The organism is Flavobacterium lotistagni (assembly GCF_011392125.1).
Classification (GTDB): Bacteria; Bacteroidota; Bacteroidia; order Flavobacteriales; family Flavobacteriaceae; genus Flavobacterium; species Flavobacterium lotistagni.
This window is the reverse complement of record NZ_JAAJBU010000001.1, coordinates 479,297-501,239: the sequence shown is the minus strand read 5'-3', so window position 1 is coordinate 501,239 and position 21,943 is coordinate 479,297. Positions and strand designations below refer to the sequence as shown.

General features: G+C 38.7%; 20 protein-coding genes. 10 read left to right on the top strand and 10 right to left on the bottom strand.

Annotation, left to right across the window (positions count from 1 at the left end; translation table 11 throughout):
• Nucleotides 1-56: 56 nt before the first annotated feature.
• Nucleotides 57-2,810, top strand: a complete 2,754-nt coding sequence (locus G4D82_RS02165; RefSeq protein WP_166333961.1) for a PD-(D/E)XK nuclease family protein — start codon at nucleotides 57-59, stop codon at nucleotides 2,808-2,810.
• Here G4D82_RS02165 and G4D82_RS02160 read toward each other — a convergent pair.
• From G4D82_RS02160 to G4D82_RS02135, 6 genes are all read right to left on the bottom strand, one after another.
• Nucleotides 2,807-3,589, bottom strand: a complete 783-nt coding sequence (locus tag G4D82_RS02160) for an alpha/beta fold hydrolase (RefSeq protein ID WP_166334279.1) — start codon at nucleotides 3,587-3,589, stop codon at nucleotides 2,807-2,809. The genes G4D82_RS02165 and G4D82_RS02160 overlap by 4 nt on opposite strands.
• A 171-nt stretch (nucleotides 3,590-3,760) precedes the next feature.
• Nucleotides 3,761-4,108 carry a DHCW motif cupin fold protein gene (locus tag G4D82_RS02155; protein ID WP_166333959.1) on the bottom strand — a complete coding sequence of 116 codons (348 nt, stop codon included), beginning with the start codon at nucleotides 4,106-4,108 and terminating at the stop codon, nucleotides 3,761-3,763.
• A gap of 3 nt (nucleotides 4,109-4,111) precedes the next feature.
• The gene (locus G4D82_RS02150; RefSeq protein WP_166333957.1) at nucleotides 4,112-4,615 is read right to left on the bottom strand and encodes a GNAT family N-acetyltransferase; all 504 of its coding nucleotides are present in this window, start codon (nucleotides 4,613-4,615) and stop codon (nucleotides 4,112-4,114) included.
• A gap of 21 nt (nucleotides 4,616-4,636) precedes the next feature.
• Entirely contained in the window at nucleotides 4,637-5,242 is a 606-nt protein-coding gene (locus G4D82_RS02145) for an FMN-binding negative transcriptional regulator (protein ID WP_166333955.1), read from the bottom strand.
• Between the two features lie 3 nt (nucleotides 5,243-5,245).
• Nucleotides 5,246-6,538, bottom strand: coding sequence for an aminopeptidase P family protein (locus tag G4D82_RS02140; protein ID WP_166333953.1), 1,293 nt, complete (start codon nucleotides 6,536-6,538; stop codon nucleotides 5,246-5,248).
• A gap of 69 nt (nucleotides 6,539-6,607) precedes the next feature.
• Nucleotides 6,608-7,195, bottom strand: a complete 588-nt coding sequence (locus G4D82_RS02135) for a Crp/Fnr family transcriptional regulator (RefSeq protein WP_166333951.1) — start codon at nucleotides 7,193-7,195, stop codon at nucleotides 6,608-6,610.
• Nucleotides 7,196-7,357: 162 nt separating this feature from the next.
• On the opposite strand from G4D82_RS02135, the gene G4D82_RS02130 reads away from it, so the two are divergent.
• The 4 genes from G4D82_RS02130 (at nucleotide 7,358) to G4D82_RS02115 (ending at nucleotide 11,810) form a co-directional block, all read left to right on the top strand.
• Nucleotides 7,358-8,194, top strand: a complete 837-nt coding sequence (locus tag G4D82_RS02130; protein WP_166333949.1) for a succinate dehydrogenase cytochrome b subunit — start codon at nucleotides 7,358-7,360, stop codon at nucleotides 8,192-8,194.
• Between the two features lie 4 nt (nucleotides 8,195-8,198).
• A complete protein-coding gene (locus tag G4D82_RS02125; protein WP_166333947.1) occupies nucleotides 8,199-10,208 on the top strand; it encodes a fumarate reductase/succinate dehydrogenase flavoprotein subunit in 2,010 nt (669 codons plus the stop codon).
• Nucleotides 10,209-10,214: 6 nt separating this feature from the next.
• Nucleotides 10,215-10,976, top strand: coding sequence for a succinate dehydrogenase/fumarate reductase iron-sulfur subunit (locus G4D82_RS02120; protein ID WP_166333945.1), 762 nt, complete (start codon nucleotides 10,215-10,217; stop codon nucleotides 10,974-10,976).
• A gap of 66 nt (nucleotides 10,977-11,042) precedes the next feature.
• Nucleotides 11,043-11,810 (top strand): amidohydrolase, encoded by a 768-nt coding sequence (locus G4D82_RS02115; protein WP_166333943.1) that lies wholly within the window; start codon nucleotides 11,043-11,045, stop codon nucleotides 11,808-11,810.
• Here G4D82_RS02115 and G4D82_RS02110 read toward each other — a convergent pair.
• Both G4D82_RS02110 and G4D82_RS02105 read right to left on the bottom strand, forming a co-directional pair.
• Complete coding sequence (locus G4D82_RS02110) at nucleotides 11,797-13,404, bottom strand: Ig-like domain-containing protein (protein ID WP_235924285.1); 1,608 nt, start codon at nucleotides 13,402-13,404, stop codon at nucleotides 11,797-11,799. The two genes, G4D82_RS02115 and G4D82_RS02110, sit on opposite strands and share 14 nt — an antisense overlap.
• 181 nt (nucleotides 13,405-13,585) lie before the next feature.
• Complete coding sequence (locus G4D82_RS02105) at nucleotides 13,586-14,269, bottom strand: ComF family protein (protein ID WP_166333939.1); 684 nt, start codon at nucleotides 14,267-14,269, stop codon at nucleotides 13,586-13,588.
• 95 nt (nucleotides 14,270-14,364) lie between these two features.
• Here G4D82_RS02105 and G4D82_RS02100 point away from each other — a divergent pair, with 95 nt between their 5' ends.
• On the top strand, nucleotides 14,365-15,909 hold the full coding sequence (locus G4D82_RS02100; RefSeq protein ID WP_166333937.1) for a glycine--tRNA ligase: 1,545 nt from the start codon (nucleotides 14,365-14,367) through the stop codon (nucleotides 15,907-15,909).
• A 54-nt stretch (nucleotides 15,910-15,963) separates the two neighbouring features.
• Here the strand turns inward: G4D82_RS02100 and G4D82_RS02095 are convergent, their stop codons facing one another.
• Together G4D82_RS02095 and G4D82_RS02090 are read right to left on the bottom strand one after the other, a co-directional pair.
• The gene (locus G4D82_RS02095; protein WP_166333935.1) at nucleotides 15,964-16,902 is read right to left on the bottom strand and encodes a P63C domain-containing protein; all 939 of its coding nucleotides are present in this window, start codon (nucleotides 16,900-16,902) and stop codon (nucleotides 15,964-15,966) included.
• Nucleotides 16,899-17,387: a transposase gene (locus G4D82_RS02090; protein ID WP_166333932.1), complete on the bottom strand. Its 489-nt coding sequence runs from the start codon at nucleotides 17,385-17,387 to the stop codon at nucleotides 16,899-16,901. Before G4D82_RS02090 ends, G4D82_RS02095 begins: the two co-directional genes overlap by 4 nt.
• Nucleotides 17,388-17,667: 280 nt before the next feature.
• On the opposite strand from G4D82_RS02090, the gene G4D82_RS02080 reads away from it, so the two are divergent.
• The 4 genes from G4D82_RS02080 (at nucleotide 17,668) to G4D82_RS02065 (ending at nucleotide 21,925) form a co-directional block, all read left to right on the top strand.
• A complete protein-coding gene (locus G4D82_RS02080; protein ID WP_235924284.1) occupies nucleotides 17,668-18,684 on the top strand; it encodes a LytR/AlgR family response regulator transcription factor in 1,017 nt (338 codons plus the stop codon).
• Between the two features lie 183 nt (nucleotides 18,685-18,867).
• Nucleotides 18,868-19,140, top strand: a complete 273-nt coding sequence (locus G4D82_RS02075; RefSeq protein WP_166333930.1) for a 3-oxoacyl-ACP reductase — start codon at nucleotides 18,868-18,870, stop codon at nucleotides 19,138-19,140.
• Between the two features lie 1,169 nt (nucleotides 19,141-20,309).
• On the top strand, nucleotides 20,310-21,263 hold the full coding sequence (locus G4D82_RS02070) for a sensor histidine kinase (protein ID WP_166333928.1): 954 nt from the start codon (nucleotides 20,310-20,312) through the stop codon (nucleotides 21,261-21,263).
• Nucleotides 21,260-21,925 carry a response regulator gene (locus tag G4D82_RS02065; protein WP_166333926.1) on the top strand — a complete coding sequence of 222 codons (666 nt, stop codon included), beginning with the start codon at nucleotides 21,260-21,262 and terminating at the stop codon, nucleotides 21,923-21,925. The genes G4D82_RS02070 and G4D82_RS02065 overlap by 4 nt, the downstream gene beginning before the upstream one ends.
• Nucleotides 21,926-21,943: the final 18 nt, after the last annotated feature.

Genomic DNA, 21,943 nt, shown 5'->3' with positions numbered 1-21,943 from the left:
CTAAAATATTTTCAGAAAGCGCCTCGAATTCTCGGGGCGTTTTTTATTTTTATGATATGACATCAACTTCTTTCCTTGACCGAATAGCTAGTGAACTTATTGAAAACTATAAACACGATTTAACCAATACTATCGTTGTTTTGCCTAACAAACGCGCAAAAATTTTTCTTTTAGATGCGCTCAGACAAAAGGTGCGTCAGACTATTTTTGCCCCTGAAATCATTAGCATCGAAGAGTTTATTGAGCAAATTTCTGGCATCAGAAGCATCGACGCAATCACATTGCTTTTCGAATTTTACGAAGTTTATATGTTGGTTACTGAAAAAACCAATCAACAACCTTTTGAGCAGTTTGCCAATTGGGCCAAAACCTTGCTGCAAGATTTTAACGAGATTGACCGATATTTACTAGAGCCGGATAAAATATTGAAGTATCTCGACGACATCAAAGAAATTGAGCATTGGTCGGTCGACACAGAAAAGCGAACAGATTTAATTCAACGCCATCTAGAGTTTTGGAAGTTATTACCGAAATACTACCATTCTTTATATGAGCATTTAGTCAAAAAGGAGCTGGGTTATCAAGGAATGATTTATCGGGAAGCTGTCAAAAAGGCGGATGCATTTTCAAAATCAGGTCATAGTAAACATTATCTTTTTGCAGGTTTTAATGCTTTGAATGCTGCTGAAGAAAATATCATTCAGCAATTGATATATGCTGGTCAAGCCCGCATTTTTTGGGACGCAGAGCAGACCTTTTTAAACGATTCCTCGCTAGAAGCCGGATTGTTTTTGCGTCGGTACAAGCAGCATTGGCGTTACTATAAAACCCACGAATTCCAATGGATTAGCAACGAATTCACTTCAGAGAAGAATATCCGAATCATTGGCACACCTAAGAATATCGGACAAGTCAACATCGCAGGAGAAATAGTAGAACAACTACTTCAAAAACCCAATTTCAATATTAATAAAACTGCGATTGTTTTAGGCGAAGAAAATTTGCTAATTCCTTTAATTTACGCGCTTCCCGCTGGGGTTGAAAACCTAAATATCACGATGGGTTATTCAGGCAAAAGCAATCCGGTTCAACTTATGGTAGCCAAGCTATTCAAATTGCATATTGCTGCACTTTCTAGAAGTCAATATGTATTTTACTACAAAGATTTGCTTGATGTGCTGACCCATCCGTTGGTCGAACCTTATGTGCAAGCCCATGACTTGGTCCAACGTATTAACCAACAAAATTATACGTTCATCACACACAAAAAAGCGATTGAAATTCAGGGTGAATCTAATCGTTTTCTAGAATTAGTGCTCCATCCGTGGGAAAACAACGCTCAAGCGATTCTGAATACTGTTTTATCTTTGCTAGAAATCATCAAAGACCATTTAAATAACGACCATAAGCAAGACCTGATTACTAAAACATTTTTGTACGCACTTTTCAAAACTATCAACAAATTGATTAGTTACACCGATGCTTATCCAAATCTACATTCACCCGAAACATTGCATTCGATTTATAAACAAATCATAGATTTAACCGAAGTTTCTTTTGAAGGAGAACCGTTATCCGGTTTGCAAGTCATGGGTGTTCTAGAGAGCCGAGTATTGGATTTTGAAACAGTGATTGTGCTTTCAATGAATGAAGGGAAATTTCCTGCGGGTAAATCTCAAAATTCATTTATTCCGTATGATGTAAAAATGGAATTCTGCCTTCCGACCTTCAAAGAGAAGGATGCTATTTACACCTACCATTTCTATCATTTACTGCAACGGGCCAAAGATGTTTATCTGATTTACAATACCGAAAGTGATGGCATTGATGCCGGCGAAAAAAGCCGATTCATTACCCAACTCGAAATCGAAAAGCAGCCCAATCACACTTTAACACAGGAAATTTACAATACAGTTTTGCCCGAAACGGTTTATGTTCCGATGGTGATTCCGAAGTCTGAATCCGTACTGCAACGTTTGAAAGAAATCGCCGAAAAAGGGTTTTCGCCATCAGCGCTCACCGGTTATATCCGAAACCCGATGGATTTTTATTTCAAACGAATCCTACGTATCGGGAATCTTGAAGAGGTCGAGGAGAATATCGCTTTGAACACACTAGGAACGATTATTCACGAGACTTTACGAGTATTGTACGAGCCTTTCATCGGGAAGTTTGTATCCGAAAATGATTTGTTTTCTTGCCTGAACCAACTCGATGATGAGGTTTTAAAGCAATTCAAAATTGTTTATAAAGAAGGAGAAATCAAAAAAGGAAGAAACCTGCTAGCATTCGAAGTAGCCAAAAGGCATGTATACAATTTTCTGCAACTCGAACTCGAAAGCCTCAGAAGTGGTGATAGTCTTAAAATCATTGCTCTAGAAGAAACATACAGTCGTGTTTTGGAGCATCCGGATTTGCCTTATCCGGTGGTTATTGGCGGAAATGTAGACCGCATCGAACTGCGTAACGGAAGAATTCGAATCATAGATTACAAAACCGGAAAAGTTGAGAAACGCAACGTTTCACTTTCCACATGGGATGCGCTCACCCAAGACCACAAAAATGATAAAATCATCCAAGTATTGGCTTATGCTTATATGTATCAAGAAAAAGCTGCTGGCTTGCCGATTGAAGTAGGTATAGTTTCATTTAAGAACTTAAAGTCGGGTTTTTTGCCATTTAGTTTCAAAGCTGACAAAGAAGCGATTTTCGAAGTGAACGACCAAATCCTAACAGAATTCACCGCACAAATCGTAGTGTTGCTCCAAGAAATTTTAAACCCGGAAATTCCGTTCGAGGAAAAAATCTAAACCTTTTTCAAAAATGTGCCTATAGCTCGAAGCACTTCATCGCGATTTTCAATATGACTCATGTGTCCGCCGTTTAAAATAACCAGTTCGGTTTTGGTGTTTTCTACTTGGGCTACATTTTCGCCACAGTTCAACACCGGATCTTTTTCACCCAACACCAACATTTTCGGATAAGGTCCAAAATGCAACAAAACTTCGCGGTCTTTCCGGATTTTCATGCCTTCGAGTGCCGCTACAATTCCCTGCAAAGGTGTTTTCAAAGCTTGTAATTTCACTTGCTCGATTTCTTGGGCGAGACCGTTGCGGTTTTCCTCGCTGAATAAATTCGCAATCGACAAACGCACAAAAGCGGTATGATCTTTTTTTACGGCAGTAATGGCGCGATCTCGGTTTATTTTTCTTTCGTCACTATCAGCCAAAGAAGTCGAGTTCATCAACACCAAAGCTTTTACAAAATCGGGGTACAGTTCAGCAAAAGCAAGCGCTACATATCCGCCCATCGAATGCCCTACAAACAGTGCCTTACGGATTCTCAGGTGCGCCAAAAGATCGTGCACCAAATCGGCTTGGTCTTCCATTTCGTGGATGTAGCCCAAACAACCGGTTTGCCCGTGGCCCAATAAATCAACAGTAATGACGCGGTATTTTTTCGATAGTTCACTGGCAAAATCCTGCCACATCAGTTGGTTTTCCAGAAAGCCGTGCAGCAACACCAGCGCGGTTCCTTTGCCTGAATCGGTATAAGCAACGGGGATATTTTTATAAAGGTGTTGTTGTATCAAAATAAGTTTTTTTAGAAGCTATTCCCGCTCTTCGCTGTATTTTTTGCGTCGATTAATTTTCAAAATCAACCACTTGACTTGGCGCAAAAAGATGCCGCTGCGATCGGGGCTAGGCCTTTTTGGAAAATAGAAATTTCTCGAAACAAAAATAAACGATTCGTCTAAAAATCACTTTAGGTCAGGTTTTAAAAAATCACCATCTACAATCAAAAGTTTCACGCCGTTTTCACTCACTGATCGATGGCTGCTCAAATCATCAGAAACCACATAAGTCATTGCAGCACTCAGTTTGATTTTCTCGCCCGAGGCCAATTCGCTCACAAATTCACCTTCCAGACAATGCACGATATGGCCTTTTTCGCACCAATGGTCAGCAAGATAACCCGCGGTATATTCCACCAAACGAATCCGCAAACCAGGAAATTCGACGGTTTGCCAGAAAGCCATTCCGGTTTCGCCTTGATGTTCTGTTTTGGGAATTGCTGCCCAATCAATGGTTTGAAAAGGAATATTCATCAGTTAGTTATGGTATAAGGATAAAACTTCATTGCTATCAGGAAACTGTATTGCTTTTGCTAACACAAAACCTAACTTTTCCAATAGCCGAATCGAGGCGTGGTTTTCGGGCAAAGTAATGGCGCAAAATTTTTCAATACCAAAAAACGTTTGACCGACATCCATAGCCGCCTTCGCGCTTTCATATGCAAAACCTTTTGCGTGATATTCCGGCAATAAACAAAATCCCAAATCAGGCAAATCAAGTGAGTCGCGTTTGAGAATTCCGCACATTCCTATCGGAGTAGTGTCTTTCAACAACACCAACCAAAGCCCGAAACCGTGTTTTTGATAGTGCTGCATCGGTCCATTGGCAAGATAGTTTTGAGCGTCAGCGATGGTTTTTACATTTCGTTCGCCGATGAACCGAAGCCAGCCTTTACTATTGAGCAATTTGAGAACGAACTCGGCATCTTCCAGTGTAAATTCTCGCAAGATCAATCGCTCGGTTTCAAATTTCTTATTCATTAACTAGTAGGCCTTGAAATTTTATTTTTTGCGCATATATTCCGCAATCAATTGCTGGTTACTGTCTGTGCTTTTTGACAAAGCATCGATAATCCTATTTTTCTCAGCTTCGGTTTTGTTCTGACTGATTTTCTTCTTGGCTTGTAATTCGGTCACTTCGATTTCAAAAGCCACAATTTCTTCAGATAGCGCCAGTTTATAATCTTCCGGTAATCTTTTCCATTGTTCATTGTAGCCGATCTCAAAATGCTGAACCGTAGTGTTGAGTACTTCCCGAACCGCAACTGCATCAGTAATCAATTTGCTTTTTCCGTAGGCATGAACGGCGAGATAATTCCAAGTAGGCACGTTGAGTTCTTTGTCGTAAAGCTTAGGCGAAATATAAGCGTGAGGTTCACTAAACACCACCAAAACCGGATTGTTTTCGATTGATTTCCATTGCGGATTGGCTTTGGCGAAGTGAGCGGTCAAAGTAAATTTTTCATCTTCTAAGCGCACCAAAAAAGGCAAATGCGTTGCTATGGGAATATTATTTTCAGCAGTAATAATCATCGCAAAACTGAACCGCTGCATGAAATCAAGTATTGCCGCGGTATCGGTCATTCGGTTCTCTTTCGGAACATACATGGCTTAAGGGTTCATCAAACTTTCAATCTCGTCAATCTCAATCGGGATGTTGTGCATCAGATTCAATGGCTCGCCGCTTTCTTGCACCACTACGTTGTCTTCCAAACGAATTCCAAAACCTTCTGCTGGAATATAAATGCCAGGCTCTACAGTAAACACCATGTTGGCTTGCATCGGCTCGTGCAGCAATCCATAATCGTGCGTGTCAAGGCCCAAATGGTGCGAAGTGCCATGCATGAAATATTTTTTATAAGCCGGCCAATCTGGATTTTCGTTTTGAACATCCGCTTTGTCAATCAATCCCAAACCAAGCAATTCCGAAGTCATCAGTTTGCCGACTTCCACGTGGTACTGTTTCCATAAAGTGCCTGGCGTAAGCATTTTCGTGGCTTCATTTTTTACACGCAACACCGCATTGTAAACGTCTTTTTGGCGGGGCGAATAGCGTCCGGAAACCGGAATCGTTCGAGATAAATCACTAGAATAATTGGCATATTCTGCCGCAACATCCAATAAAATCAAATCACCGGCTTTACAAACCTGATTGTTCTCAATATAGTGTAAAACATTAGCGTTGTTACCAGAAGCGATAATTGGCGTATAAGCAAAACCTTTGGAGCGATTGCGAATGAATTCGTGTATCAGTTCGGCTTCAATCTCATATTCAGTGACCTCGGGCTTTACAAAACCCAGCAAACGGCGAAAGCCTTTCTCGGTAATGTGGCAGGCGTGTTGGATCAAATCGATTTCCTGCGATTCTTTCACTGAGCGTAAACGCTGTAAGATCGGATTACTTTTGGCTACTTGGTGCGCAGGATATTTGGCCTTCCACCATTTTACAAAACGGTCTTCGCGTGTTTCGGTTTCTACAGCGGCGCGGTAATGTTCGTTGGTGTTGATGTATATTGTATCGCAATACGTCATCATCTCGTTGAGAATCTTATGGAAATCTTGCAACCAATAAACGGTTTTAATTCCTGAAACTTCGAAAGCACGTTCTTTTGTGAGCTTTTCTCCTTCCCAAATCGCGATGTGTTCGCTGGTCTCTTTCAAAAAAAGCATTTCTTTTTGATGCTCGTAGGGTGCATCCGGAAAAAGCAACAGCACGCTTTCTTCTTGATCCACACCTGACAAATAAAAAATATCACGATGCTGGGCAAAGGGTAAAGTGCTGTCAGCAGAAACCGGATAAATGTCGTTCGAATTAAAAACAGCCACACTGTTGGGCTTCATCTGCGCAGTGAATTTGGCGCGGTTCTTCACAAAAAGATTGCGGTCGATTGGTAAATATTTCATGAGTTGAATTTTTCTAAAATGAATGGTAAAAGTAGAAAAATCAAACCGACACCAACCAGCCAAATGGCGTTATTTTACGTTTTTGCGGATGCGGCTCATGTGGCGCGAGGAAATTCCGAGAAATGAAGCCAAATAGTGTAAAGGCACCTGCTTTATTAATTCTGACTCGGTGGCCAAAAGTTTTTTATAGCGCTCCTCAGGGGTGAGCGTTAAAAGGTCGATGCGGTAATCGTCAATCAGGCAAATTTGTTTTTCGATTAAGCTATAATAGAATTGCTGAAACGCGGCGTTGGAGGCAATCAGGTTTCTAAAAGTTTTTACATCTAACACCCAAAGTTCTGAATCAAAAAGAGCTTTGATACTTTTTTGCGAAGGTTTCTCCAGCAAATAACTACTCAAAGAAGTAGTAAATGTGTTTCGCAAACCTAAGTAAGTGGTGATTGCTTCACCGTTGATTTCGATTTCGTGTTGCAAAATACCACTTTCGACAAAACAGAAATAAGGGCAGATTTCGCCCTGTTGAACCAAGAACTGATTTTTCTTGAGTGTGAGCAATTGAAAATTAGAAACGGCTTCCTCAATAGTAGCCTCGTCAAACGTTTTGTCGATGTTGCGTTTGAGTACTTCCAATAAGGCTTCATTTGCTGTTCTAGGCATCATTTCAGGAGTAAATAAGAACAAAAGTAAACCAATTCCCTGTTATCAGAAAAACTTCAGATTGAACAACATTTAAAATCATTATAAATTAGTAAAAAAGGGTTGTGGTTCTATACAAATACCGTTACTTTTGTGTGATTTTTAAACAAACTCCACTAACTTATGGCAAAATCTGCATTTCTAAAGTCATCCTTGGCTAAAAAATATTGGATGGCTCTTACAGGTTTATTTTTATGCTTGTTCCTAATGGGCCACCTTGCAGGAAATCTTCAATTATTGGTTCCGAACAATGCGCTAAACTTCAATAAATACGCCTTGTTCATGACGACTAATCCAGCGGTAAAAATACTGTCTTACCTCACTTACATTTCTATTATTTTTCACGCCATTGACGGCATCATGCTGACTATTCAAAACAAAGCGGCTCGTCCGGTGGGTTATGCGAAAAGCAATCCGTCAGCCAATAGCCCATGGGCTTCAAGAAACATGGCGGTCTTGGGAACGATTATTCTGGTTTTCATCGTGACACACATGGTGCAGTTTTGGAGCCGAATGCATTTTGATCAAAATATGCCTTTGCAGACCATCGCCATCAATATGCAAGGTATGCCTCAGGAATTCTATGTGACTACTGATGGTGGTTACTTGCCAAAAATGCAGGTAGATCAAAAAATGATCATTATTAAAGACCGCACTGACTTTTATGATGCAGCAGCAAATGTGAAGATTAAAGAAGGTTACAAAGATCTTTATAAAATTACTGTCGCATTTTTTCAAGATGCGAAGTATGGTTTGATTTACACTTTGCTTTATGTGGTTGCAATGATTGTGATGGGGTTCCACTTGTTGCATGGTTTCAGCAGTGCTTTCCAGAGTTTAGGATTGAACCATTCAAAGTATACTCCAGCAATCAAAACCCTTGGGAAAGGGTTTGCTATATTGGTTTCACTATTGTTTGCTGTCATTCCTGTTTACATTCATTTCTTTCTAAAAGCTTAATTCTATGGCATTAGATTCAAAAATACCACAAGGTCCGATTGCAGAAAAATGGACCAATCATAAAAACCACCTTAAATTAGTAGCGCCAAATAACCGCCCTAAGATTGACATCATCGTCGTTGGAACTGGTTTGGCCGGAGCTTCAGCCGCCGCATCTTTCGGAGAAATGGGCTACAACGTCAAAGCTTTCTGTTTTCAGGATTCTCCCCGTCGCGCGCACTCTATTGCAGCTCAAGGAGGAATCAACGCAGCTAAAAATTACCAAAACGATGGCGATAGTACTTATCGTTTGTTTTATGATACGATCAAAGGAGGCGATTATCGTGCTCGTGAAGCCAATGTGCATCGTTTGGCTGAAGTTTCGGGAAATATCATCGACCAATGTGTGGCACAAGGCGTTCCTTTCGCCAGAGATTACGGCGGAATGTTAGACAACCGCTCTTTTGGAGGAACTCAGGTACAACGGACTTTTTATGCTGCAGGGCAAACCGGACAACAGTTGTTGTTAGGTGCTTATTCTGCTTTGTCAAGACAAATTGGTCTGGGTCGTGTTCAAATGTTCAACCGTCATGAAATGCTTGATTTGGTAAAAGTTGATGGGAAAGCTCGTGGTATCATTGCAAGAAATCTTGTGACTGGAGAGCTTGAGCGCCACTCAGCACACGCGGTGATTATTGCCTCAGGAGGTTATGGGAATGTTTATTTTCTCTCTACAAATGCGATGGGAAGCAATGTTACAGCTGGCTGGAAGGTTCACAAACAAGGTGCTTTTTTCGCAAATCCTTGCTATGTTCAGATCCATCCGACGTGTATTCCGGTACATGGAACCAATCAGTCAAAACTAACTTTGATGTCTGAGTCTTTGAGAAATTCTGGTCGTATTTGGGTTCCTAAGAAAAAAGAAGATGCAGAAGCCATTCGGGCCGGAAAACTCAAGCCGACACAAATTGCTGAAGAAGATAGAGATTATTACTTAGAAAGAAGATACCCTGCTTTTGGTAACCTAGTGCCTCGAGACGTAGCTTCAAGAGCCGCTAAAGAACGTTGCGATGCCGGTTACGGAATCGAAGCCAACGATACCAACGAAGGAGTTTATCTGGATTTCTCTACAGAAATTCAAAATAAAGGAAAACAAGCGGCTTATGCCAAAGGAAATCATAATCCTACTGCTGAAGAAATTACCCAGTTAGGAAAGCAGTGGCTTGAAGAAAAGTACGGGAATTTGTTTACAATGTACCAGAAAATCACCGACGAGAATCCATATGAAACGCCGATGAAAATTTACCCTGCGGTGCATTACACTATGGGTGGAGTTTGGGTCGATTATAATCTTCAATCAACTATTCCGGGTTGTTTCGTTGCCGGTGAAGCGAATTTCTCAGACCACGGAGCCAACCGCTTAGGAGCTTCTGCTTTGATGCAAGGTTTGGCTGATGGCTATTTCGTATTACCTTACACAGTTTCAGATTATTTAGCAGATGATATCCGTACTGGGAAAATCCCAACCAATTCTTCAGAATTTGATGCGGCTGAAAAACGTGTTAAAGACAATATCGATAGATTCTTGAACAACAATGGTTCGAAATCGGTAGATTATTTCCACAAAAAACTTGGACTCATCATGTGGAATAAAGTAGGAATGGGTAGAAACGAGCAAGGTCTGAAGGAAGCCATCACTGAAATTGCTCAATTAAAAGAGGAATTCTACAAGGATGTGTATGTTCCGGGCAGTGCCAATGAATTGAATCCAGAGCTCGAAAAAGCACTTCGAGTAGCTGATTTCATTGAACTTGGACAACTCATGGCGATGGATGGCTTGCAACGCAAAGAATCTTGTGGCGGTCATTTCCGTGAAGAATACCAAGATGCCGAAGGTGAAACTTTGCGTGACGACGAGAACTTCAAATTCGTCGGAGCATGGGAATACAAAGGAGACGATATCACACAAGAAATACTTCACAAAGAAGAGTTGAAATACGAATTCATTAAGATAGCCGCTAGAAACTACAAATAAAAGATTATGTCTACAGCAAAAAACATCAATATCAACCTTAAGATTTGGCGTCAGAAAGGCCCAAATGCCAAAGGAAGCATGGAAACCTACAAGCTTGACAATGTTTCTACAGCGAGTTCGTTTCTGGAAATGCTAGACCAGCTTAACGAGCAACTCATCAACGAAAGGAAAGAACCGATAGCGTTCGATCACGATTGTCGTGAAGGAATTTGCGGAATGTGTTCCTTATACATCAACGGACGTGCACACGGGCCAGACACCGGAATCACTACTTGCCAGCTTCACATGCGTATGTTTAAAGACGGCGACACCATTTATGTGGAACCATGGAGAAGCAAAGCTTTTCCAGTGATTAAAGATTTGGTGGTCGATAGAAGTGCGTTCGATAGAATCCAACAAGCCGGCGGTTTTGTCTCTGTCAATACTTCAGGTAACACCATCGATGCTAATGCCACACCAGTTCCGAAAGCAGATGCTGATAAATCTTTTGAAGCTGCTGCATGTATAGGTTGTGGTGCTTGTGTCGCGACTTGTAAAAATGGTTCTGCAATGTTATTTGTGGGTGCGAAAGTTTCTCAATATGCATTGCTTCCACAAGGAAAGGTTGAAGCCGCACAGCGCGTTCTGAACATGGTTCGTCAAATGGACGAAGAAGGTTTTGGAAACTGCACCAATACTGGAGCATGCGAAATCGAATGCCCAAAAGGAATTTCACTTGAGAATATTGCCCGAATGAATCGCGAGTATCTCAAAGCCAGCCTTACATAATTTCAAAATCAAAACAATAACCTATAAAGTCCCAATCAATCGGTTGGGATTTTTTATTTTTATCCTATGAAAGTTGCTCTAATACAAACCAAGCTATTTTGGGAAAATCCACAAGCAAATCGATTGCACTTCCAAAATTTGATTCAGTCTATTTCAGAACCTGTTGATTTGATAGTCTTGCCCGAGATGTTTTCGACGGGTTTTACTATGCATCCGAAGCATGTAGCTGAAACCATCTCAGGAGAAACGGCTTCGTGGCTTGTAGCAATTGCAAATTCTAAAAGTGCCGCGATTACCGGAAGTATAGTTATTGAAGAAAACGGCAATTTTTTTAACCGGTTGGTTTTTGTTTTTCCTTCCGGAGAAATTCAAACCTATGACAAGCGTCATTTGTTTACTTTGGCTGGTGAAGATCTAGAGTATAAAGCCGGCAATCAGAAGCTAATCGTTGAATACTGCGGCTTCAAAATTTGCCCATTGATTTGTTATGATTTGCGTTTTCCCGTCTTTTCACGTAATACTGAAGCATACGATTTACTTTTGTATGTGGCGAATTGGCCAGCACCTCGTGTCAATGCTTGGGATATATTGTTGCCGGCACGAGCAGTAGAGAATCAATGCTACGTAATTGCAGTGAATCGAATAGGTATGGATGGAAATAATCACCAGTATGTTGGGCATTCTCAAGTAATTGATTATTTGGGTAATTATCTACTAAAACCTATCGAAGGTGAGCAAATACAAATAGTTAGCATAGATAAAGAATCCTTGCTTGCTACTCGTAAAAAGTTAGCGTTTCTGAATGATCGAGATAATTTTGTTATTTCAGAATAAACGATTGTTGTACATCCCAATTTGCCCGAACATCGATGTCTTTTGGAAAGTAAATCACATTTTCTGGTTGTTTTTTTTCTAGAAAATTTCCAGAATCCCAAACGCCGTTTTTGTTCGCATCTTCAATAATTCGTAAGGTATATAGCTCAGGTTTTATAAAATTGAAATCTATTTGTGTTTCTTTTTCACAATAGTAGGAATAGGCCACTTGCCCGTTTTTGTCGGTAAGCTCCAAAATGATTGGGTATCGTTTTACATTTTCTATGTCGATTCTTAAGTTCCCGTAATCAGAAGTGTTTTTTGTTTCAAATGAAAAGACTATTTGTTTATTATTCACTTGTTCCAAATAGCTTGTCACGGCTCCGGGTTCTATTTTTAAAGTGTAGCGTTCGAGCATTTCTTTTTTGAAATCAAGTTTAACTTGCAATTCCATTTCGTCGTAAATTACTTTGAACGGAACCGCTAGGGAATCTTTATTGAGCAACTTCATTTTAGATTCATCAATTTTCGCTATTGGAAGGTTTACAGGAATTGATAACATTTCAGAGAGATCAAGAATTTTTTTCGGAAACGAAATCAGTAAGGTATCGGTTTTTTGATTTTTAATTTTGAAAGTTAATTCTTTGCTGTAAACACCATTTTGAATAGATAACTGCATAGAGTCGACCGCGTTTTTCTCTAGCTTAAATGGCTTAAACCAAAGTTGCAAGGAATCTTTTTTAGGGATTTTGGTTTTGATTACTTCAATGATTTCATTTCCTTTTTTGAGCGAAAGTTTTATATTCTTTGGGTTGCCTTCATATCCCATTACAGCAGAATTTGCAGAATTTTGAAATGGTCTGAACACTTTGAAAGCAGGAATTTCTTTGAAAAGCTTCAATTCATAAAGCGAATCGTTAGGCAATTGAATAGGCCGATTATAAAAACCGATTTTCTCTGTTTTTGGGTCGAATTTGTAATCGCCATTTCTGTCTTTCAAGGCTATCAAATGGTACTTTCCTTCTTTAATATTATCGATTTTAAAACTCGTAATTGTGTCTGCAATACTAGTTATATATCTCGGCTGGTTTTTGTATACCAAAGAATCGTTGTATTTCTCGTTGGCTTCATAAAGCATAACACTAATATCTGCATCAGCTTTTTTTTCTAGCGCATCTTTTATATTGCCAGTAATAGTCAAGGAATCAATCTGCGGACCTGTAGAAAAAACATATTTAAACTGACGGTAAGGGTTTCCTTCATTATGGTCTTGGATGCTTTGACCAAAATTTAAGCTATAAGTGGTATTGGGCTGTAACGGTTCAAGAAAGTTTACAGTTACAGTTTTACTTGCGGTAAGTGGCAACACTTGTGGTTTTTTAGCCAGCGGTGGAGAAACAATCAAACTTTTATTGATGTCTTTTAGTTTTACATATTCATCAAAAGTAATTTTAATCGATTGCCCTTTGAAATCAGTGGAGTAGTTTTCGGGGATACTTACTTTCAATAACGGCGCAATGGTGTCTTTGAGACCACCGGAAATAGTTCCGCGTTTAGCACAGGAAAAGGTTCCGAACAACCCAATTATTAAAATATAATGAATAATTTTTTTCAAGACTAAAAATTTAAGCCACAAAATAACAATTAATATTTTTGGTAAGAAAAAAAATCGCTGACAATATCAAATTTCTTCATTGTTATTTCTATTCAAAATTTAGCTATTCAATTTTATTCTAAAGGCTAGGAATTATAGCTATTTAAAAGATAAATAGTATTTAATTACACTAAAATATTTTTCAATGTGTCATCGCCATACAAGCAATACTAACTTTAGAACCTGGAATATGCAGCAATGCTCGGCAACAAGCCTCTAGAGTAGATCCAGTGGTAAGCACATCATCAATCAAAAGAAAATGTTGATTATGATGCGATAAACTATATTCCGCCTCAAAAATATTTTGCTTATTTATCTCTGTTCGATGTAACAAATCTTTTTTGGTTTGGGTTTTCGAATATATTTTTCGTTTGAGAATGCTATCATTGTATGGAATTTGAAGGTTTTCAGAAAGTGCCATTCCAAACTTCGCTACTTGATTGTATCCACGCAATCTGAGTTTCCTCGAATGCAATGGAACAGGAACAATTTGATTAATAGTGTCAATTTCCGTGATGGTCTTCAAATCCTTGGAAATCCAATGCCCGAAAAGTGTTCCTACAGCCTCATTGCCTTCATATTTCAGGCTGTGAATCATTTTTTGGACGATTCCAGTTTTTTGGAAATAAGCATAGGTTACAACAAAACCGATAGGAATTTTTCCATAAAATTTCTTGAAAGCTTCGTTTTCAGGATATAAATGATGGAGTGTCAGAGGAAGTTCGTGAAGACAAGCGGTGCAAATGACTTTCTCGCCAGACAATAGTAGCGAATGACAGCCGGCACATACCTCTGGAAAGAAAAGGCGGATAATACTTTGAAACATTTTACTTGGCGTTTATTTTATAAAAATAGAAAAATGCCTGATTCAAAACGCAATTGTGTTCATTTTTAATTTCACTTTTATATTTTTGCAGCACTATGGCAAAACAAGACGATTTATTCAAAAATGTGGTTTCGCACGCAAAGGAGTATGGGTTTATTTTCCCTTCCAGCGAAGTGTATGATGGGCTCAGTGCAGTGTATGACTATGCTCAAAACGGTGTAGAACTTAAGAAAAATATTCGCGAATATTGGTGGAAATCGATGGTGCAAATGCACGAGAATATTGTAGGCCTCGATGCCGCTATTCTGATGCATCCAACGACTTGGAAAGCTTCCGGACACGTGGACGCGTTCAATGATCCGCTTATAGACAACAAAGATTCAAAAAAAAGATATCGTGCAGATGTGTTAATTGAAGACTACGCGGAGAAACTCAATCAAAAGGCTGAAAAAGAAATCGAAAAGGCAAGTACTCGTTACGGTGAAGCTTTTAATCGAGAAGAATTCGTTAGCACCAATGCGCGAGTTGTCGAGTATTTGGCTAAGAAGAAGGAAATTCTCGAAAGAATGGCCAAATCACTCGAAGAAGACAACCTTGCCGACGTAAAAGCGTTGATTGAGGAGCTTGAAATTGCCGATCCGGAAACCGGGTCTAGAAACTGGACAGAAGTGAAGCAATTCAACCTGATGTTCGGTACAAAGTTGGGTGCTTCTGCAGAAAATGCTATGGATTTGTATCTCCGTCCAGAAACGGCTCAAGGAATTTTCGTTAATTTCTTGAATGTGCAAAAATCCGGGAGAATGAAAGTTCCCTTTGGTATCGCGCAAACTGGTAAAGCGTTTAGAAACGAAATCGTCGCCAGGCAGTTTATCTTCAGAATGCGCGAGTTCGAACAAATGGAAATGCAGTTTTTCGTCAAACCGGGCGAAGAAATGAAATGGTACGATTACTGGAAAAATACCCGTCTGAATTGGCATTTGTCTTTAGGCTTGGGACGCGAGAATTACCGTTTCCACGACCATGAAAAGCTTGCCCACTACGCAAACGCTGCGGCTGATATTGAATTCAATTTTCCTTTTGGATTTAAGGAGCTTGAAGGAATCCATTCCAGAACCGATTTCGATTTGAAGGCTCATGAGCAATATTCCGGCAAGAAAATGCAGTATTTCGATCCGGAAACCAATAGCAACTATACACCGTATGTTGTAGAAACATCGGTTGGTTTGGATAGAATGTTCTTGGCAGTATTTTCCAATTCCCTTAAAGAGGAAACCCTTGAAGACGGATCGACAAGGACAGTTTTGACTTTGCCCTCAGTTTTAGCACCAACTAAAGCAGCGGTTCTACCCTTGGTAAAGAAAGATGGTTTACCAGAAGTTGCCCGTCAAATTATTGACGATTTGAAATGGGATTTTAATGTTTCTTACGACGAAAAAGACGCCGTAGGAAGACGTTACAGAAGACAGGATGCGCTGGGAACACCATTTTGCATCACAGTCGATCATCAAACGCTTGAAGATCAAACGGTCACGATACGTCATAGAGATACCATGCAGCAAGACCGAGTTAAAATCTCTACATTGAGGTCCATTATAGAGAATGAAGTATCTATGAAGAATTGGTTGATGAGAGCCCTTTGATAGCCAAATTTTATTTTATAAAACCATAAGCCTAGTCATTTAAACTAGGCTTTTTTATGTGAATTTTCTAAGATTATTGCTAAAAGTGGAAAATATTTCAGACGTTTTAAGGGCTTCAAATTTGAGGTTGGCCAATTGCTCATCTTGAATAGGATAGGCGCGATTCAGTAGCTGTAGAAAAATGAACCAATTTAAGGCTGCTGTTTCCATCAGAATTGTTATATCGGTTATTATTTTTTTCAGCTCTGGATGGCTGTTTTCTTGAGGTAGATTTTGTTTTCTGCGATAACTTCTTTTAGGAAGATTGTTTCTTAACTCCGAGATTAAAGCGTAGGAAAGTCTACTAAAGACGATGTCGACTATCCATCTTCCGCAAATTTCGGGTTGGGTTTTCAAGTCTTTCCAATCAGCCGTATGTATCTTGAAAAGAGTAGTAAAAAAATTGTCTGGAAACGTCTTAATCCACAAGAACGACTTTTCGCTGGTTTGATTTATTAAGTACTGTATGAACTCAGATTTCATTGCCTCTTTGAAGGTGTTGAATCCACACGATTCAGCAGCAAGCTCTTCAAGATGTTGGTTTTCGGCCCAGTTAAGAATGTGCTGTGCAACTTTTGAAACTTTAATAACGCCAACCCCTAACCAGCCATTTTCTTTAGCAAGTACAAAGATTTTGCAGGTTTCAATAAACGCGCCCATTTCGATTACTTTGATAGATTCGATAGGTTCTTGTGGCGATTTCAAGGCAGCAATAGTTGGGCTTTCATACGCTTGAATGATTGCTGGCGGAATTTTCGAGAATTTTGAAATGGTTTGCAGAATATTCAACAACCAGTAGTCAGATTTTCCTTCATAACCGAGTATTTTGTGAACACCACTTAGAGGAAAAACGAATTGTTGATTATCCAGCCTAAAAACGGGAATCTTTGCGTCTGCGATGTTTAAAAGCAGGTTTTTAGAGCCAAATTCAATAGCAGTCAATTGTGAATTCATTTTTTTATTGCATATAAATTGAGCCAGTCTACTATTGATTTTTCTTTTTCCTCAGCAGGTACAACGGTTGGCTTTGTCTCTTTTGTTTTCGTGGGCAGGTTTGTAAAAATACTGATGTTTTTGTCATAGGTTTTAATGCGTTTGATGATGTACCACGCAGTTTTTTGGGTAATGTTGAGTTCAAGCCCAAGCGCAACAGAAGTCATCTTACTTTTTTTATCTACCAGCAGCCATATCGCGATGAACCATTTTTGCAAATCAATTTTCGAATTGTGGAAAATCGTTCCGGTTTTTACATTAAAGTACTTGCCTGTTTTTTTGCATTTATAAGTATTGTTTGGGCATTTGTAAACCTTTGAACTGGCATCAAACGGACTAACCACGTGAAGATTCCAACGCAATGCTTCCAAATGATTAATGCAGCTTTGCTCGTCAGGGAAATTGTTTTTTAAAGCAGAAAGGGTGTCGAAAATTTGGTCTTCCATTAAGCATTAAAATTAGCGGTCTAAAATAGTGTAAATAAATATATAAATCCAATTTTTTTTAATCCGATTAACGTAAAAAACTCAATCTGGTTGCAGTTCAACGAATTTTTTTGCCGTTAATAAAATAATGTTAACAATCTGATGAATTCTATTAACATTCGTGATTTTGGTTGCGCAAAAAATGTAATTTAGCCTCGATATTTTTATATCAACAGCTGCCCCCAAGCTACCCAATATTAAACCCGCCAATGCTTTTGCTATTTAATTAGTAAAGCCATTGATGAAACATTCCTATATCATTATTGATGACAGCGCGGAAAGCATTTTGAAGACTTTGTCAGTAACGGCAAAGTTTCAGAATTTGCAATTTTTGGCTTCGGCTAATTCATACCATCAAGGTTTGGATTTGATTCTTGAACACCATCCCGCGTTGGTTTTTCTCGAAATTAACCCTGATAATAAAGAAAGCAATTTATCCTTGTCGTTAATTAGCGAGTTGTACCGTTTCCTGAATATAATTCCCAAAATCATTATTACTACTAATAATCCAGCCTCGGCACTGGAAGCTATTCAGTATGGGGCTTTCGATTATTTACCTAAGCCAATCGACGGGAATGCGCTCAGGAAAACACTAATGAAATTAGAGAAGATAAGCGGGCAATCACCCCCTTTTCCAATCAATAATCAAATCAGTTCGAGTTCCATCACAACGAGTTTTTCAGAGAACCCATCTGATGTGAGTTTGCCAGTTTTCAAAAATATTGATACCGAAGCTTCAAATAGCTCTGAGGAGGCAATCCCGGATTCGTTGCCAGAAGCTATTGACGATTCAGATGTCGTACCGTCTGAAAATGAAGAAACAACGGAAGATTTGGCCATTGTAAATTCAGAAGACACCGTCAAATCTAAAGTTTCCGAAGATATTGAAGCCGCTGATTTTAAAGAAAAACCTCTTATTATCTGTGTAAAATCTTATGGCGATTATCGTTTTATTGAAGCCAAGGATATATGTTATTTGCAGGCAGACAATAATTCTACAGATATTCACTTGTACAACGGCGAGATGATTACTGCTTTTAAAACTTTAAAGCATTTCGAAAACGTTTTGCGTTCTCCATTTGTACGGATTCACAACAGTTACATTGTGAACATAGATTACGTATCTAGAATTCATACCGGAAATTCTGTTTGCTATATTAAAAACACCACTACCAAATTACCCTTCTCAAAATCTTACAAAGAGAATGTTGATGCCATCATCAATAGCATTACAAAAGGCAATTATTTAGAGATTTAGCCCAAATCGTCATTTTCATCCACAAGAATTTGACGTTCATCCACTATCAAACAGATACGTTCTACCATAAACGCCCGAAAACACTAGGCGTAACGAGACATGCTGTGTAGTTTTACATCGTGAATCTGTGATAGGTTCGCATGAAAGTGAAGTTAAACACAACAATTATAAAAGTCTCAAATTATGAAAAAAGCAATCTTAACATTCGGATTATTTTCTTTAATGATGATCCTTACTTCTTTTACTAGTCCTATTGGTGGAGGAACGGCAGGTCAAGTTACTAGATTAACTGACATCGGCGGCGGAACAGCTGGACAGGTTACAAGATTAACTGATATTGGTGGTGGTACTGCTGGACAGGTTACAAGATTAACTGATATTGGTGGTGGTACTGCTGGCCAAGTTACAAGATTAACTGATATTGGTGGAGGAACAGCTGGACAGGTTACCAGATAAAAGTAAAATACATTGTATTTGACATAGGCTATCTTCGATAGCCTTTTTTATTTGATAAGAATTAGTATTTTTGAAAAAAACAACTTTTGAAAGAAAGGATATATATATATTTATTTTTTATTTTTTTGGTAAGTTGTTCCAAAGATAAGAAAGGTCATAATCAGGAGTCAGACAATGCCCAATTGGATTTTTATCTAAATCAGCTCTCTCAGCCAAATGAATCGCAAAAGGAAAAACTGTATTTTAGCAACAAAATCTTTCAATTTTTAAAAAACCGAGAAAATTCAAATTACACCAGAAGTAATTTGCTTAAAGTCGTTGAAGTCTACGATCAGCTTAACGAGTTCAATAATTTACAGATTTCCAACCGAATGCTGCTGAAGAACTCTTTGGCATCCAATGATACTATATACGTAGGCTTTTCTTATTATTATTTCGGGCAAAGATCATATAAACGAAGTGTGTACGATAGTGCATATCTTTACTATTCTAAGGCTGAGAAAATTCTTACAAAACATAACAACAATAATATCCTCGGTAATCTGTATTTAAATAAGTCGTCAATTCAATTAAATTATAACGACTATTTAGGAGCAGAGAATTCCGCCACGAAAGCCTTAAAATACTCACGTATAGAAAAAAATTTGTTGTGTCAGTATGATGCATACACTAACTTAGGAATAGCATCAATTGGCAATGAGAATTATGAAAAATCTATAGAGTACCATACCAAAGCTCTTCAGTTAGCTGAAGAAAACAAACTACATCCCGAATATTTTTTGAGAGAGATTTCGCTTAATAATATTGGAAATTGCTATCAGAATTTAAAGGTGTACTCCAAGGCGATAAAGTCATTCGAGAATGCTTTACTCAATAAAAAACTGAAATATTCCAAGCCGGTGGTTTATTCAACACTGTTGGATAACCTTGCATATTGCAGGTTCAAAAATGGAGAAAAGAAAAATCTTGAAAGTTTATTTTTGGAATCATTGAGAATTAATGACAGTCTAGACTTAGATTCAAAAATAATTTATTCAAAAATACACCTTTCCGAGTTTATTTACGAAAGGGACACTGTCCGGTCACAGCACTATGCAAAAGAAGCACTAGATATAGCCAAGAGAACAAAAAACTCAAATGATTTGCTGATTTCTTTAAAACAAATCTCCTTGGTTGAACACAAAGATGCTGCGCAATATTCGAAAGAGTACATAAAAATTAGTGACAGTTTACAAAAAGAAGAGCGCAAAGCCAAAGACAAGTTCGCCCGCATCGCTTTTGAAACCGATGAGATTATTCAACAAAAAGACAAACTTACCGAGCAAAACCGCACCTTACTTTATTTCTTTATTGGCACGTTGTTTTTAGGTATTTTACTTTTCGTGATTAGAACCCAAAGGGCTAAAAATAGAGAGCTTTTGCTCAAGCAACAACAGCAAAAAGTAAACGAGGAGATTTACAATTTGATGATTTCGCAACAAGCAACGATTGAAGAGAATAGGGTTAAGGAGAAAAAGCGAATCGCTCAAGAATTACATGACGGCGTGTTGGGCCGTTTGTTCGGAGCCCGGTTGAATTTAGACAGTTTGAATAGGTTTAGCGACGAAGAATCCATCAACAACAGATTCAATTATTTAAACGAACTTAAGAATATTGAACAGGACATTCGCGAAATTTCCCACGATTTGAACCGCGAGAAATATGTTTTGATTAATAACTTCGTAGCTATTGTCAGTAATTTATTAGAAGAACAGTCTAGTTCTTTTGATCCTATTTTAACATCCTCGCTCGACGAAAGTATCAAGTGGGACAAAGTTGCCAACACTGTCAAAATTAATTTGTATCGCATCCTTCAAGAATCGCTGCAAAACATCAATAAATACGCAAATGCAAAACATATCACAGTAGAGTTTAAAAATCAAGACAATCATATTTTACTTACAATAACAGATGACGGAGACGGATTTGACGTAAATACCAAAAAACGCGGAATCGGCCTCCAAAATATGCAATCTCGAGTGGCGGAATGCGAAGGTACTTTCGAGATCAAGTCGAAAAAAGGAAAGGGAACCCAAACCACGGTTTCAGTGCCGATGGAAAAGAAAACAATCGAAGCTGAATGAACAAGGAGTCCTTAAATATACTGATCGTAGATGATCATCCGGCGATGATTGAAGGTTATAAAAGCATTTTGGCTTCTGCATATCCTTTGTCGAAATGGATAATCACCGAAGTACACAATTGCGAACTGGCCTATTATCAGCTTACAAAAGAGAATGCTTTTTTTGATATAGTATTATTAGACCTTGCGCTTCCTGCTTATGAACCCGCCAAGATTTTTTCTGGCGAAGATTTAGCTAAGCTAGCTAGAAAAGTTTCTCCTTCCACCAAGCTAATGATGCTGACCTCTCATACAGAAGCTTTCATTCTCTATAACCTACTAAAGAAAATTAATCCAGAGGCCGTTCTGGTCAAGAGTGATTTTAAGTCTGAGGAATTCCTCAAGGCTTTCGAAACGATTTTTCAAGACGGAACTTATTACTCACAGTCAGCTCAGAAAAGTATCCGAGAAGTCGGCATCAACAACCATGCACTCGACACTTACGACAGACGAATCATTTCATTGTTGGCCAAAGGCATTAAAACCAAAAATTTGCCTGATCACGTAGGGCTTTCGCTGAGCGCTATCGACAAAAGAAAGGCACAAATCAAAGAGTTTTTCGAAATTCAAAAAGGCAATGACGAAGATATTTTGAGAGAAGCCCAAAAAAGAGGGTTGATTTGAGTTAACAAATATTGCAGG

Coding starts and splice junctions, on each gene's coding strand:
- G4D82_RS02165 (WP_166333961.1), top strand. CDS start 57: ATGACATCAACTTCTTTCCTTGACCGAATAGCTAGTGAACTTATTGAA.
- G4D82_RS02155 (WP_166333959.1), bottom strand. CDS start 4,108: ATGAATATTCCTTTTCAAACCATTGATTGGGCAGCAATTCCCAAAACA.
- G4D82_RS02150 (WP_166333957.1), bottom strand. CDS start 4,615: ATGAATAAGAAATTTGAAACCGAGCGATTGATCTTGCGAGAATTTACA.
- G4D82_RS02145 (WP_166333955.1), bottom strand. CDS start 5,242: ATGTATGTTCCGAAAGAGAACCGAATGACCGATACCGCGGCAATACTT.
- G4D82_RS02140 (WP_166333953.1), bottom strand. CDS start 6,538: ATGAAATATTTACCAATCGACCGCAATCTTTTTGTGAAGAACCGCGCC.
- G4D82_RS02135 (WP_166333951.1), bottom strand. CDS start 7,195: ATGCCTAGAACAGCAAATGAAGCCTTATTGGAAGTACTCAAACGCAAC.
- G4D82_RS02130 (WP_166333949.1), top strand. CDS start 7,358: ATGGCAAAATCTGCATTTCTAAAGTCATCCTTGGCTAAAAAATATTGG.
- G4D82_RS02125 (WP_166333947.1), top strand. CDS start 8,199: ATGGCATTAGATTCAAAAATACCACAAGGTCCGATTGCAGAAAAATGG.
- G4D82_RS02120 (WP_166333945.1), top strand. CDS start 10,215: ATGTCTACAGCAAAAAACATCAATATCAACCTTAAGATTTGGCGTCAG.
- G4D82_RS02115 (WP_166333943.1), top strand. CDS start 11,043: ATGAAAGTTGCTCTAATACAAACCAAGCTATTTTGGGAAAATCCACAA.
- G4D82_RS02105 (WP_166333939.1), bottom strand. CDS start 14,269: ATGTTTCAAAGTATTATCCGCCTTTTCTTTCCAGAGGTATGTGCCGGC.
- G4D82_RS02100 (WP_166333937.1), top strand. CDS start 14,365: ATGGCAAAACAAGACGATTTATTCAAAAATGTGGTTTCGCACGCAAAG.
- G4D82_RS02095 (WP_166333935.1), bottom strand. CDS start 16,902: ATGAATTCACAATTGACTGCTATTGAATTTGGCTCTAAAAACCTGCTT.
- G4D82_RS02090 (WP_166333932.1), bottom strand. CDS start 17,387: ATGGAAGACCAAATTTTCGACACCCTTTCTGCTTTAAAAAACAATTTC.
- G4D82_RS02080 (WP_235924284.1), top strand. CDS start 17,668: ATGAAACATTCCTATATCATTATTGATGACAGCGCGGAAAGCATTTTG.
- G4D82_RS02075 (WP_166333930.1), top strand. CDS start 18,868: ATGAAAAAAGCAATCTTAACATTCGGATTATTTTCTTTAATGATGATC.
- G4D82_RS02065 (WP_166333926.1), top strand. CDS start 21,260: ATGAACAAGGAGTCCTTAAATATACTGATCGTAGATGATCATCCGGCG.